We start from the raw sequence: 14,061 nt of genomic DNA on the forward strand, positions 1-14,061 counted from the left end.
ATAAAGTCCCTACATCTCTACACTGGAGATTTTTTTATGTTTTGTCCATGAAAATATAATATATAATTACAAAAATAGTAAATTATACAATTAATATTTATGTGTTAGCTTCGATGCAACGCTAGTGGAAATCCTCACGTTAATCAAGGCTGGATATCGATTGAAATCAATCTAACTGGAAAAACTCATGCTAAATTAGCTGCTATGGTTGATATTAGCCCAAATACGTAATATTAGCATGGGAAATTCCATCTATATGGCAAGGAACACTATTTTTCGGAGTAATTAACACGACAAATTCCTGTTATTTGCGTGAGGTTCACTAGGCTTTCATGTAATGTCATAACCGAACCCTGACCCCCTATCCCCGAGAGTAGCACGCGTTGGAAAATGGCCTCATCCTTGTGTTCTGCTGAAAATACCGAAGAGAAGACTGTCTCAAAGGGTAAACCCTAATGAGTGAATCCTATAAAATGAGCATAAACCTTCAAATCCACTCCAACTATCAAAGACCGACCGCCATGCAACGCCGCAGCGCGCGCGAATCCCTGGCGCGCGTTGGAAAGGGATTTGAGGGTTCTTTCGCAACCATTTATCGAAGATAAAATGGTGGATGTGACTGCCCCCTATTTAAGTAGTTATTGCGACCATTTGAAGCTCGTGTCCCCACCGCTGCAAACCAACCATACCAAGGAATATCACCTCAACAACAGCGTCCGTAATCTCACATCCATCCCTCCACATGCACATACAAAGAGTTTATACAATAAGGACTGTCAAGGTAAATTTCTTGAAGGTTTTTCTTACACGTCATATTGGATATGTTTTGGGGTGAGCGAAGCGTACCCTTATTTCAATTTTGGGTAAGGTAAAAGGTAAAGGTATGGACTCGAATGTATGGAAGCCAATAGATTTCAAAGAGCATTCGGGCCTTCGATCCGATTCGGATAGCCAACTCTATATACAGTAGAGGGGAAGTCTTTCTTGGAATTGAAGGGAATTCATCCTATGCTATATCTTTGGATCCATCTAACATGAATCCCGCTGACTAACGGAACGTGAATCCTCTATGGGTTGCAAACCGATCCTATTTCATGAAGTTGAGGAACTACGATGCGCTATTCCAACTTTTATAGGCTGAGATGCCTTATTTTTAAGCAAATAAGAGATCCTAGTTCCGTTTCACTCGAATACTAACGTGAAAACAATGAAATAGCGCACCTCACTTCCTCCCAAGCGAGTGATCGGCAGTGTTAGGGGGATGAAGACACGCCACCGCTTTAGCTGTGAAGGTACATTGAGAATACTACAATGGGAATGGATTGCATGGCGGTCGGTCGGTCGAACCCCACGCGAGGTTTGCTTATATCTCAAAAGTGAATAGTTGGAAATGACTTTTATTTTTTACCTGACTGTGGTAAGGTAATGAGGTTGAAATGCTGCGTAAGGAGGGAATAAATGAGTCGACGAGAGGAACTTAAGAAAATTGCAGTGAGCCATCTTTTACAATTTGGCTACGAAGGTACGAAGCTTGCTGATATAGCAAGTGAGGCAGGCATCAAAAAACAATCCATGTACGCCCATTTCAAGGATAAGAAGGAATTGGTTATTGAAATCCACGAAGAAGCGATGAAACAGGAAATGGCCTATTTGCTTTCTTTTTTTGATAAACATAAGGGAAAATCCATGGAGGATACTCTTCACATATTCATTCTTGAAATGAAAGACCGTTATTTGGATAAGCAAAATGTGAAGCTTATGTTTCTAATGGCTTTTATTCCTCCTGAGGGCTTACAGGATTTATTTCTCACCTTGTATGAAGCTTATTCGAGGCAATTATTAGAATTGCTTGAGCTGGCTTTCAGTGTCGATTCTTCTATTTCGGTTGATTCGAAAAAAGCGGCGCTGGCTGTTCACACAATCTATGATGGCTTGACGGCAAAATTAATATTTGAAAGTCCCGAGCGCTTTGTACACGCATCAGAGGTAACCTTCTCCCTTCTATGGGAAGGAATACAATATAAGAAAAATAGTTAAGAGGTATAACCATGCAAAATCAAAACAGAAGTTTACAATCACTGGAAACCGATTCCGTGGCAAAAGTGTTTTTCCGTTACTTGATTCCATCTCTTATCGGTATGTTTATGATGTCCATCAATGTAGTTATAGACGGGATATTTGTGGGGCACCGGTTCGGATCGGTAGCGTTGGCTGGAATTAACGTTTCTTTTCCTGTATTTTCGATTTATATGGCCATTTCATTATGGATTGGTATTGGAGGAGCGGCACTCTATTCCAAAGCTTTAGGCGCCAAGCAATACACCAAAGCGCAGTCCATATTTACACATTCACTTACATTGATTTTTAGCATAACGATTGTTATTGGATTTATTGCCTTCATGCTGCGTGAACCGGTGGCGCTTTTCCTCGGTGCTAACGAGGAAACAATGCCCTATGTTATGGATTATATGAATGTGCTTTTATCCTGCGGCTTTGTTTTTACAGTACAAAATTCGTTCAGCGTGTTCGTCCGAAACGATGGCAATCCTAATCTTGCTATGATCTCGATGGTGGTCACAGCCATTTCCAATGTAATTTTGAATTATATATTTTTGTTCGTATTGGATTTCGGCGTAGCGGGCTCCGCATGGGGTCTAATCGGCGCGGCTGCAATTGGTTCATGTGTATTGTTTACTCATTTTTTACGAAAAGAAAGCACGCTCAAATTTAGCAAGCCAACCTTTTCATGGGAGTTAACACGAAACACTCTGATCATTGGATTCCCGAGCTTCATTGCGGAAGTTGGGATAGCTGTTTTTACAGCAGGCTATAATATTGCTATGGCTCATTGGGTGGGGACGGTAGGAGTATCCGCGTTCTCCATATTGAATTATGTGCACAGTGTGATGCTTATGATGTTCATTGGTATGGGCTCGGCTATCCAGCCGCTAATCAGCTTCTATCGTGGGGCGAAGCAGCGTGTGAGGGAACGAGAAACGATCCGAATTGCTGTCAAAACAGCGTTGGGTACAGGCATTGGAATATTACTGGTCGGCATTTTTGCCGCGGATGCAATTGTATCAATGTTCGGGGATTTTTCGGCTGATGTCCGGGAACTGGCTATTACGGGAATTCGATTGTTTTTCATCGCTTACTTATTTATGGGAATTAACTTTGTGATGATGACTTATTTTCAAGCGACAGAACAGGTCAAAATGGCTATCTGGATTACGATTGCAAGGGAAATGCTCCTGATGATTGCTTTTCTATTCACACTGCCTCATATTTGGGGCATAAACGGTATTTGGCTCGCGATTCCACTATCCGAATGTATAGTGACGCTGACTGTTTACCTGTATATCAGGAATCAAGCAGCTAGGGCTTTAACCGCATCTGCTGGACTCAGCCGATAAGGTAAAAGAAAGGCAGCTTACAAAAAAAAGGACCGTACCGGAATAAATTCCGAGTACGGTCTTGTTTTGTTATAGGCTGCTTATTTGCCGCCCATTTGTTTGTTAGCGTCACGAACAACATCGAATTTCTTGTCATCGGATGTTGTATAACCACGGTGTGAATATACTTCATAGATGATTTGTTGACCAGCTGGATCTTTACCGATAGCGATGAAAGCATCGGAAATCTTTTTGCGCCATTCTTCACTCATGTCTGTACGAACAGCGATAGTGTCGTTAGGAATAGGTGCTGTAAAGAACAGAACGCGAGTTTTGGAGAACACGTCTGGAACATCCTTAACAACGTTCAAACGAGCATCCTGGAACACGGCAGCAGCATCAACCTCACCATTTAATACAGCAAGAACGCCTTTGTCATGACCTTTAACAACGATACCTTTTACATCTTTATCCGGATCGATTGATTTCTTCTTCAACTCAAGACCTGGGTAAATGTAACCAGCGGAAGAAGTTACATCCTGCCAAGCCACTTTTTTACCTTTAAGATCTTCAATCGTTTTGATTGGGGAATCATTTTTTACGATGATCATGGACTTGTAGGAATCTACAAGCTTGGATTTATCTTCTTGACCTGTTGCATCATCAACGCCATAACGTTGTGCTTGAAGCAATAGATCTGCTGCTTTTTTCTCATCATGCGCTAATACATATCCAGTTGGAGGCAAGAAGCCGATATCCACTTTTTTGGAAGCCATTGCTTCAATGATAGTGTTGTAGTTAGTGGAGATGGATACTTTTACTGGTATACCGAGACGGTCGCCAAGCAGCTTTTCTAGCGGCTTTGCTTTGGCTTCGAGTGTTTCAGCACTTTGGGAAGGAACGAACTGTACTGTAAGCTCTTTAGGTGCATAGCCTGCAGGCGCTGCTTTCTCTGTAGGTGCCGGTGCAGGAGCTGGTGCGGCTGGTTTATTCTCTACTTTACTCCCACAGCCAGCAGCGATTCCTGCTGATAACATTAGTGTTAAACTTACCGCTGCAAATTTCTTGAACATTTTTTTTGACCTCCTGTTAATTGTGGAATCGAATCCATATACTACTATAGCATATAATAGAATACTCATCAGTAAAAAGTTTGTAAACTTGATGTAAATGAATCTCCCATCCACTTATTGGCCAGTTAGACATTGAATTCCCAATCGTTTCTTTGATATATTGAAGTAGTTGAGCTTGTAAAAAGAAGAGTATTTCAAAGTTGGAGCTGATTCGGATATGGAAAAAAATGCGAAAATTAAGATAACCATTTTGGAGACCAGTGATATTCACGGTTATATGTTACCCATTCAATATGCAAATAATGAGCCCACTGAGCAAGGATTTGCCAAATTGGCTGCTTTGATTTCTGAAGAACGGGCACGTAATCCCTACTTGATCGTCATTGATAATGGGGATTTAATTCAAGGAACTCCATTAGCCTATCATCACGCCCGTTTGAATGCAAATGTGGAGAATCCGATGATACGTTGTCTGAACGAACTGCAGTACGATGCGGCTGTTCTTGGCAACCATGAGTTCAATTACGGGCTCCCCTTGTTGAATAAGGCAGTAAAGGAATCGTCTTTTCCGTGGCTAGCCGCTAACATTGTGGATGAGGTGAGTGGCGAACCCTTTTTCGGTAAACCCTACATAATGAAAGCATTTGATAACGGCCCTCGCGTTGCTATTCTCGGATTAACTACTAATTATATTCCTCATTGGGAAAAGCTGGAGCATATTGCAGGATTGCGGTTTGAAAATGTGCTGGAGACTGCGCAGAAATGGGTCGCTCACCTGAGGGATGAGGAAAAAGCTGATGTAGTTGTTGTCTCTTATCATGGCGGCTTCGAGCGTAATCTTGAGACTGGTGAACCTACGGAACCGCAGACAGGTGAAAATGTAGGCTATGCCTTGTGCCAACAAGTCGAAGGCATTGACGTGCTCCTTACCGGACACCAGCACCGCCTAATATCCGGCCTTAGTATTAATGGTGTTGTGGTAGTGCAGCCAGGGAGTCAAGGAGCCTTTCTAGGGAAGGTTCAGCTTCAATTAGAGCAAGAAAATGACCAGTGGAAAATAGTAACCGCGTCTTCCGAGCTGCTATCAGCAAGCGGTGCGAAGCCGGTAGAGAAGATCATTGATTTGCTGCAAGCTGATGAGAGACTTACCCAGCAATGGCTTGATCAACCTATTGGCAAGCTGCTTGGTAATATGTTAATAACGGATCCTATGGAGGTTCGGCTGAAGGAACATCCTTTGATTGAGTTTATAAATCGGGTGCAGATGGATATCTCGGGTGCGAGTATTTCCAATACTGCGTTATTTGATAATATTTCTCCGGGTTTCCCACCAGACATCACGATGCGTGATATTGTATCCAATTACATATATCCGAATACGCTGCAGGTGATACGGATAACCGGACAAGATATTAAGGATGCTCTCGAGCGCTCTGCATCATATTTTGCCACGTACACAGGCGGATCGGTTCAGGTTAATCCAGCCTTCAGTGATCCCAAGCCACAGCATTATAATTATGACATGTGGGAGGGCATCGAATACAAGCTCAATATTTCGCGACCGGAAGGGGAACGGGTTGTCCATTTGACTTATGAGGGTCAGCCTATTGACCGTAACCGTGAATATGATGTGGTGATGAATAATTACCGTGCCGGAGGCGGAGGCAACTATGCAATGTTTCAAGGGAAACCGGTCGTCCGTGATATTCCAACCGATATGGCTGAATTATTAGCCACCTATATTATGGAAAAGGGCACCATAGAAGCTGCTTTAAACTCGAATTGGGAAGTTATATGGTAGGCAATTGGAACACTTGTTATAGATAGGCAGGGATAGTCCAAACCATATGAGACTTGCCCACATACTATACATTAATCCATTGTGAAAAGGAGGGTTAACGTATGGGATTTGGATTAGAAGGTGGAGTTGGTTGTGGAATCGGAGGCGGCTTGTTTACTAGCACAGGTGTAATTTTAGTGTTGTTTATCCTTCTTGTTATCGTTTCGAGAGCATTTATCTAATTACGATCGACCATGAATGATACCCGAAAGCAACTAGGCTGTTTCAGCGCTAGTTGCTTTTTTCCTTTTTTCTATAGATTTAAGCAGATTTTTTTGGAAATATATTTACTTAATGAACGCGGTGATGTATTATCGAATTAAAGCATTGAAGTAATATATATTTAGATTAGGAGCTGACTTCATGGAAAATTTAAAGGAAATCAACATTGTCCCTCGTAAAACTCTCGAAAAAATCAAGCCTTATTCACCAGGCAAGCCGATCTGGGAAGTGCAGAACGAGCTAGGCCTGACCAAAGTAATCAAGCTGGCTTCTAATGAAAATCCGCTGGGTGCTTCGCCTAAGGCGATTGCCGCTATTAACAGCTTTGTGACGGAAATTCACCGATATCCTGATGCAGGGGCCAAGCTTGCGAGTGCTGCTATAGCAGCTAAGCTAGATATTAAAGCGGAAGAAATTATTGTAACGAACGGCGGAGATGAGCTGATCTCGCTAGTTTCTGAAGCGTTTCTGGAAGCAGGTGATGAAGTTGTCGTACCTTCACCTTCATTCAGTGAATATGAATTTGGCGCACATTTGATGGGAGCCAAGACTGTGCCTGTTCCACTTGCGGAAAATTACCAATATGATGTCGATGGACTGCTTGCGGCTGTAACGGAACGGACCAAAATTATGTACATATGCTCTCCCAACAACCCTACAGGCACTTATATTCCGGCTGCAGACTTAAAGCGGCTCATTGAAGCTTTGCCCAAGCATGTTCTCCTGATGGTGGACAGTGCTTACAGTTACTATGCTTATGCGGATGATTACACAAACGGTCTGGAATATGTCGGAGCTGGATATCCGGTTATCGTACTGCAAACATTTTCCAAAATATTTGGACTTGCGGGAATACGTGTAGGTTTTGGAGTTGCTTCTGAAGCTGTTATAAGTACTATTATGAAAGTAAAAGAGCCTTTTAATGTGAATGCATTGGCTCAAGCAGCAGCAGCTGCAGCTATCACGGATGAAGAACACGTACTAGCATCGGTTCATGTGAACGATCTGGGCAGGGAGCAGCTGTATAAGGGATTCAGCGAGCTTGGCTTGAACTACACGACTAGTATGAGTAATTTTGTTCTGGTGGAGTTAGGAGCGGAAGCGAAATCTATTTATGACCAGCTTCTTGCCAAAGGAATTATTGTCCGCTACGCCGCTATTTGGGGCCTCCCGCATCATATCCGCGTTTCGGTTGGGCTGCCGGAGGAAAATGAATGCTTGCTTGAAAGCTTGAAGGAAATTATGGGGTAGTTGGGATGATAGTATACTATTTTTTCCAATGGTTGGATTCAAATATACTGATTGATGTAGTATGATCGAATCAAAGGTTATAAGATTTGAGCAATTACTTACATTATTCAGGAGGGATTATTTAATGAGTCTATTGTTGTGGCCGAATGGAACACCGAATGCGTTGGGAGATGCTGCCGAAGACAAACCAACCCTAGTGCCTTACCTGGTTGAGGCGGATCATCCTACAGCTGCGGTAGTGGTATGTCCAGGTGGTGGTTATGCTCGGAGAGCTGACCATGAAGGAGAGCCAATTGCTCTGTGGTTGAATTCTTTGGGGATTTCCGCTTTTGTTGTACATTACCGCGTTGCACCCTATAAACATCCCAATCCGCTGCTGGATGCTCAAAGGGCGATCCGTACAGTCCGCAGCAGAGCGAAGGAATGGAATATTGACTCTAACCGTGTTGGTATTTTGGGCTTTTCTGCTGGAGGCCATTTGGCGTCCTCTGCCGGTACGCATTATGACAATGGTCAACCTGATGCGGAAGACCCGATAGAGCGCGAAGGCTGCAGGCCGGATTTACTTGTATTGTGCTATCCGGTTATAAGCTTTATTTCGTTTAAACATTCCGGCTCCAAGCAAAATCTACTAGGCGACTCTCCAGATGCAGCTCTTGTTGAGCATATGTCCAGTGAATATCAAGTGACAGAGCAGACGCCTCCTGCATTCCTATGGCACACTGCAGACGATGCTTCAGTTCCGGTAGAGAATAGTCTTATTTTTGCTTCGTCTCTTAGCCGTAATAAGGTTCCTTATGAACTGCATGTATTTGAAAGCGGGAGGCATGGACTCGGTCTTGCAGCAGAACAACCTGGTGTACGAGCATGGCCGGAGCTATGTGCGGATTGGCTGAAGAGACAAGGGTTTAGTCCGTCTTCTGAGTAAATTCGTAACCTTATGGTTTAAAATAAATCCCCGCAATGATCAGCATGGAGGATGAGATGGCTTATACACGGAACCCGGGAGCGAGCTATGAGTTGTATCCTTTAGGAGAACAGGCTGTTGTTATTCGCTGGGAAGGCGGTATTGATGACCAAACCCGGAGACTTATAGACCATTGTCTAGAAAGCTTGGAGAGGCATCGGTTCCCTGAACTCATAGAATGGGTTGCAGCTTATCGGACTGTGACCGTCTATTATGATCCTGTTGCATTATATTTGAAATCTGCTCGTGGCTATGACCCGAATGAGAATATGACCCCATATGAGCTGGTTTGCCGCTGGATACATTATTGTTTGCGAGAGCAGCAGCCCGGGGATGTCGGCGAGGATAGTCTGGAAAGTAGAGCAATTGAGCCTGCTGCCCGTATTAAGACCGTACCGGTTTGTTTCGGTGGAGTTCACGGGCCGGATTTGGGCGAGGTAGCGCTTCATACAGGCTTGCGGCCGGAAGAAGTTGTAGAGCTGTATTGCTCAACTACTTATTTGGTACATATGATAGGCTTCGTCCCAGGCTTTCCGTATCTGGGAGGCTTGCCTCAGCGTCTGCAGACGCCACGACGCGGCTTTCCACGGGGAGAAATACCTGCAGGCTCTGTAGGCATAGCCGGTGAGCAAACGGGGATTTACCCATTGGCTACTCCTGGAGGCTGGCAGTTGATTGGACGGACGCCCATGACGTTATTTGACCCTGCTCTTTCTCAGCCGTCGCTGTTTAGTGCTGGAGATTATGTCAGGTTCAAGCCAATATCGGTAGCCGAATTTGACGCAGCAGTCCAAAGATAATTTGGATGCAAAACCTTACGGGAGTGTCGGACTTATATAGGATGACTGCGAGATTCGATATGAATAAGCTTCCTGAGATACTTTGTGATCAACAGGGAGCTTAGGTTGCAGGAATGTTTAAGGCTACATAAACCTTAAGGCTAAGGATGGAGGATTATGCGGTGACCATTGAAGTCATTAAGCCGGGGCTGTTCACTACGGTACAAGACGGGGGGAGGTTTGGCTACCGCGGTATCGGTGTCGTCACAAGCGGTGCTATGGACAGGTTCGCTTTGCAGGCAGCGAACCTGCTGGTAGGCAACGAGCCAGGTGCAGCTGTGCTCGAGATGACCCTCACGGGCGCGTCGCTCGAGTTCCACGACGACGCGCTCGTTTCGTTATGCGGCGCGGATATGGACGCGCGCGATGAAGAAGGGCCGCTGCTGCCCGGCTGGCGGCCTGTGCTCGTGCGCGGCGGTACCGCGCTGCGCCTCGGCCACACGCGCCGCGGTGCGCGCGCGTGCCTCGCCGTGGCGGGCGGCATCGCCGTGCCCGCTGTGCTGGCGAGCCGCAGCACGCACGTGCGCTCGCGCCTTGGCGGCCTCGCAGGCCGGGCACTGCAGCCGGGTGACCGGCTGCAGGTCGGCCCGCCTGCGGCGGCCGCTGCCGCGCTAGCCGCGCGCTTGGCCGCGGCTGCGCCAGGGGCGCAGATCGCCCCGGCTGCGTGGGCGATCACGCCAAAGGCACGCCCGCCGTATGCGGAGCATCCGGTGGTGCGCGTGACCCGCGGGCGTGAAGCAGAAAGCTTTGCAGGCGGGAGCCTGCAAAGCTTTCTGTCCACGCCCTACCGTGTAACCCCACAGTCGGATCGCATGGGCTACCGACTGAACGGCGAGCGTCTTCTCCTATCCGAGCCGCTCGAAATGATATCCGAATCCGTGACTATGGGCACGGTTCAGGTTCCGCCGGACGGTCAGCCTATTATTCTGATGGCTGACGCACAAACGACTGGCGGGTATCCCCGTATGGCTCAGGTAGCGGCGGTTGATCTGCCAGTTCTCGCTCAAATGCGGCCTGGAAGCATGCTGCGCTTCCGAGAAATATCACTTGCTGCTGCCCAGGCACTGTATATTCAACAGCAGCTGGAGCTGCGGGAGCTCGCCGCCGCTATCAGCTTAAAAATCGCCGGTTCATGAGTGGCTGTTCAAAAGACCCTTGTTTGGAGAAAACGAATATAATTATTTTTTAGCTTGAATTAGGGGCTGGATTTATGTGTTAATAGTAGTGTAGCTGGCCAGCTAACGATTTAACGGAAAGGAGTGATCGTGAACGATGATTACAATACTTGAGGTGGTCTCTGCGTAAGCAGAGGCTCCATAACAAACGGGGAGGCTTTACTAGCCTCCCTCTATTTCTTAAAAGACAATTCGGTCATGGACATTAAACATATACATAAGGTATAATAAGGAAGTATTTGGAATCATGAAACTAAGACGAAAGGAGTGGCGTTCGATGTATGAAGGCACATTTACCAATAAAGGGTTTTGTGACAATTGAATAAGCATTTTCTCCATCACCGTCACCTGACGTCATTGACATGAACCATAATATATAATATGGAACCCAGGCACGATACGGCAGATCGTGTTTTTTTGTTTTCATGTGTGACCCTACATGCTGACGATCCAAGCTTGATCGATTATGACTTGCTTTTGTTAGCTTACTAACTACCTTCAGGAGGTGTGAAGATGAAAATGCTTATCTCTTTCACGGCGGCGCTTGCAACTAAAGCACGGAAGGAGGATTTCATCGATGGGGTACAAAAACGGAAAGGATATTCTTCCCGCTAGCCTGCTTAAGCAATTGCAGGATTATATTTCGGGAGAGATTATCTATATTCCCAAAAAAGAACAAACTCGTGCAGGCTGGGGAGAAAATAATGGCACTCGCCAGACGATTCAGCGGCGCAATACCGAAATATACCGGCTCTATGAGAACGGTTCGACCGTTCCGGAGCTGATACAAAAATATCATTTGTCCGAAGACAGCATTCGCAAAATTATTGTAAAGACTCGCGGCATGGCTGTGCATCAGCACTAGCCGGAGCTGCACGAACGCAGCTGACCAATATGCCGGATTTCCATACACCTGAAAAAAGCCGGAAGGCTTTTTTTCGTTGAGTAGATAATATAAGTTTATACTTGGATAACGGAACGAGTTCTTCCGCAAAACGTAAATTGTACATCGAGGACGCGTTTATCCGTTTATCCTTGGTTATGTAGTTCCCTTGGTCAAGCAAGGCATAAGGGGACTGGTCAAGCTTTAGAGGGGGGAAATAATGAGCAGCATCGATTTGAATTGTGATATGGGTGAAAGCTTCGGAGCCTATCAGCTTGGGCAGGATGAGGCGTTAATGAAGCATATTACTTCTGCGAATATTGCTTGCGGCTATCATGCAGGGGACCCCGCTGTCATGCGTCGAACCGTGCGCAAATGCCTCGACAATGGAGTTGCCATTGGCGCGCATCCCGGACTGCCTGATTTGTCCGGGTTTGGCAGACGTGCCATGCAAGTAACGGCAGAAGAAGCTTACGAAATGACTGTGTACCAAATTGGTGCATTATGGGGATTCGTACGTGCCGAAGGCTCTGTTCTTCAGCATGTGAAGCCGCATGGTGCCCTTTACAATATGGCGTCAGTTGATGCTGCCTTGTCGGAGGCTATTGCGGAAGCTGTGTATCGCATTGATCCGGAGCTGATACTCTTCGGCTTGGCAGGCAGTGAGCTGGTTAAGGCTGGGAGTAGAATAGGGCTTCGGGTCGCAGGAGAGGTTTTTGCTGACCGGACGTATCGTGCGGATGGAACCTTGACGCCGCGAACCGAGCCGCATGCCCTGCTGCATGATGCAGACGCTGCTGCCGATCAAGTGATTGGAATGGTGAACGGTGGCAATCATCAGGGTAGCCGTGAGTTTTGGATGGCTGATACGGTTTGCATCCATGGAGACGGACCGCATGCATTGCAGTTTGCTGTAAAGATCCGCAAAAGACTGGAGCTGGCCGGTATTGCTGTACGTGCGCTTAAGATTTAGATAAGGGTGTTATCCGCTGAAATAAGGAGTTATTCCGATGATATCAGTGTTTGTGTATGGCACTTTGCTTGTAGGAGAATCTAATCATGATGTTGTAGCTCCTCATTTGCTTGAAGTTGAGGCCGGGGCTGTGCTGGGAGAACTCTATGACTGTGGTTCTTATCCGGCTGTGGTAATAGGCGGAGGATCACATGTAGTCCGTGGCGAATGGCTTACGGTTACTGAGGAAGGCTTGTCTGCTATGGATGTGCTTGAGGAATATTATGGCCCTGGAGCTGACAACGACTATGAAAGAGTGTGGGTTCATGACGTTTTTACCAAAAGGGAAGGCTGGATATACGTTTGGTTAGAGCCTCGAGGCAATGACAGAATAAAAGAGGGCTCTTGGAGAGCCTATAACAAAAAAGAGAGCTAAGGGTATCTCCTTAAGCTCTCTTTCTGGTAGAACTCCAGTCTTCTTTTTCTGATTTCTTAATAATCTCTGTCATACGGATAGCTAGTCCATGGGCGTCTTCTTCACTAAATGTGCTTTTGATATCATCGTACGAGACATTGTCTTGAAATATTTTACGAGAAACGTTGGAGTCCTTATACCAAGCTTCGGTAATGGCGAAGTGTCCTTCTTTCTTTAGCCATATCTCATGATAATACTGCTCTTCTTCATTGCGCAGTTTCATGGACATATAGTAAGCCGACATAGGAATTCGGGGGTCTGAAATTCGTTGACTATAAACAGAACCTGAAGATACCGGTTGCCCGAAGGAGATATATTTCGACACTTTTTTTATAAGATGGTCAATATTGTCCATAAAGCTCTCTCCTTTTATAGTTCAAAGTATCCAATAAAGGTTAAGTTTTAATCAAATAAACCTGTCTTTATATAATACCATAGTTCGTATTACTTATAAATAAGTATTTTTTCCTGAATATAAGAACCTTGTGTGAAATATTCCAACAAAATTTGCGAGTAAAATGATATAATAAAACAAAAATTTGAGGCGAAATTTGGGGAGATCCGAAGATGGGGAATTACAAAATTTTATTAGCTGATGATGAGTTGGCTTTGCGGTTTTTATTGACTGAAACCCTTGCAGATGAAGGGTATGAGATTACAGAGTCGGAGGATGGGAAAGAAGCGCTCGGATACATTCAACGGGAAAGATATGATCTGATTATTCTTGATTATATGATGCCTGAATTGACTGGTGTTGAGGTATGCGAGTGGCTGCGTAACCATGAAAATCCGAATCAAACGGCTCCTGTCATCCTATTGACTGCCAAAGCGCTGGAGAAGGATCGTGAACGTGCGAGTGCTGCGGGAGTTAGTACATATATTGTAAAACCCTTCAGCCCCTTGCAATTGGTTGACACCGTCCAACAATTAATCGAAAGCAGACAGTGAGCCGCCTGTTTAAGAGCATACAAATCGAAATCGAAAACGACTGG

The 14,061-nt window shown here is 45.4% G+C and carries 14 protein-coding genes; 12 read left to right on the plus strand and 2 right to left on the minus strand.

Translation table 11 applies throughout. The annotated features are described in order from the left end of the window. Positions 1–1,458: 1,458 nt before the first annotated feature. The gene (locus tag NV381_RS36345) at positions 1,459–2,037 is read left to right on the plus strand and encodes a TetR/AcrR family transcriptional regulator (RefSeq protein WP_258218147.1); all 579 of its coding nucleotides are present in this window, start codon (positions 1,459–1,461) and stop codon (positions 2,035–2,037) included. Between the two features lie 11 nt (positions 2,038–2,048). Then, a complete protein-coding gene (locus NV381_RS36350; RefSeq protein ID WP_258218148.1) occupies positions 2,049–3,413 on the plus strand; it encodes an MATE family efflux transporter in 1,365 nt (454 codons plus the stop codon). 80 nt (positions 3,414–3,493) lie between these two features. Here NV381_RS36350 and NV381_RS36355 read toward each other — a convergent pair whose 3' ends face one another. Then, a complete protein-coding gene (locus tag NV381_RS36355) occupies positions 3,494–4,465 on the minus strand; it encodes a phosphate/phosphite/phosphonate ABC transporter substrate-binding protein (RefSeq protein WP_258218149.1) in 972 nt (323 codons plus the stop codon). Positions 4,466–4,682: 217 nt separating this feature from the next. On the opposite strand from NV381_RS36355, the gene NV381_RS36360 reads away from it, so the two are divergent. The 9 genes from NV381_RS36360 to NV381_RS36400 all read left to right on the plus strand — a co-directional run bounded on the left by NV381_RS36360 (position 4,683) and on the right by NV381_RS36400 (position 13,030). Continuing rightward, positions 4,683–6,266: a bifunctional metallophosphatase/5'-nucleotidase gene (locus tag NV381_RS36360; RefSeq protein WP_258218150.1), complete on the plus strand. Its 1,584-nt coding sequence runs from the start codon at positions 4,683–4,685 to the stop codon at positions 6,264–6,266. 101 nt (positions 6,267–6,367) lie between these two features. Further along, complete coding sequence (locus NV381_RS36365; protein ID WP_258218151.1) at positions 6,368–6,487, plus strand: YjcZ family sporulation protein; 120 nt, start codon at positions 6,368–6,370, stop codon at positions 6,485–6,487. Positions 6,488–6,668: 181 nt separating this feature from the next. Beyond that, positions 6,669–7,778, plus strand: coding sequence for a histidinol-phosphate transaminase (gene hisC, locus NV381_RS36370; protein WP_258218152.1), 1,110 nt, complete (start codon positions 6,669–6,671; stop codon positions 7,776–7,778). A gap of 124 nt (positions 7,779–7,902) precedes the next feature. After that, positions 7,903–8,706, plus strand: a complete 804-nt coding sequence (locus tag NV381_RS36375; RefSeq protein ID WP_258218153.1) for an alpha/beta hydrolase — start codon at positions 7,903–7,905, stop codon at positions 8,704–8,706. 56 nt (positions 8,707–8,762) lie between these two features. Beyond that, positions 8,763–9,545 carry a 5-oxoprolinase subunit PxpB gene (gene pxpB, locus NV381_RS36380; RefSeq protein WP_258218154.1) on the plus strand — a complete coding sequence of 261 codons (783 nt, stop codon included), beginning with the start codon at positions 8,763–8,765 and terminating at the stop codon, positions 9,543–9,545. 161 nt (positions 9,546–9,706) lie between these two features. Beyond that, positions 9,707–10,720 (plus strand): biotin-dependent carboxyltransferase family protein, encoded by a 1,014-nt coding sequence (locus NV381_RS36385; protein ID WP_258218155.1) that lies wholly within the window; start codon positions 9,707–9,709, stop codon positions 10,718–10,720. 616 nt (positions 10,721–11,336) lie between these two features. Then, positions 11,337–11,624: a CD3324 family protein gene (locus NV381_RS36390; RefSeq protein WP_258218156.1), complete on the plus strand. Its 288-nt coding sequence runs from the start codon at positions 11,337–11,339 to the stop codon at positions 11,622–11,624. Between the two features lie 238 nt (positions 11,625–11,862). After that, a complete protein-coding gene (locus tag NV381_RS36395; protein WP_258218157.1) occupies positions 11,863–12,615 on the plus strand; it encodes a LamB/YcsF family protein in 753 nt (250 codons plus the stop codon). Positions 12,616–12,652: 37 nt separating this feature from the next. Further along, on the plus strand, positions 12,653–13,030 hold the full coding sequence (locus NV381_RS36400) for a gamma-glutamylcyclotransferase family protein (protein WP_258218158.1): 378 nt from the start codon (positions 12,653–12,655) through the stop codon (positions 13,028–13,030). Positions 13,031–13,040: 10 nt separating this feature from the next. Here the strand turns inward: NV381_RS36400 and NV381_RS36405 are convergent, their stop codons facing one another. Beyond that, positions 13,041–13,424 (minus strand): hypothetical protein, encoded by a 384-nt coding sequence (locus tag NV381_RS36405; protein ID WP_258218159.1) that lies wholly within the window; start codon positions 13,422–13,424, stop codon positions 13,041–13,043. 212 nt (positions 13,425–13,636) lie between these two features. On the opposite strand from NV381_RS36405, the gene NV381_RS36410 reads away from it, so the two are divergent. After that, positions 13,637–14,017, plus strand: a complete 381-nt coding sequence (locus tag NV381_RS36410) for a response regulator (RefSeq protein WP_258218160.1) — start codon at positions 13,637–13,639, stop codon at positions 14,015–14,017. Positions 14,018–14,061: the final 44 nt, after the last annotated feature.

It is taken from the genome of Paenibacillus radicis (ex Xue et al. 2023) (assembly GCF_024722015.1).
Taxonomy (GTDB): Bacteria; Bacillota; Bacilli; order Paenibacillales; family NBRC-103111; genus Paenibacillus_S.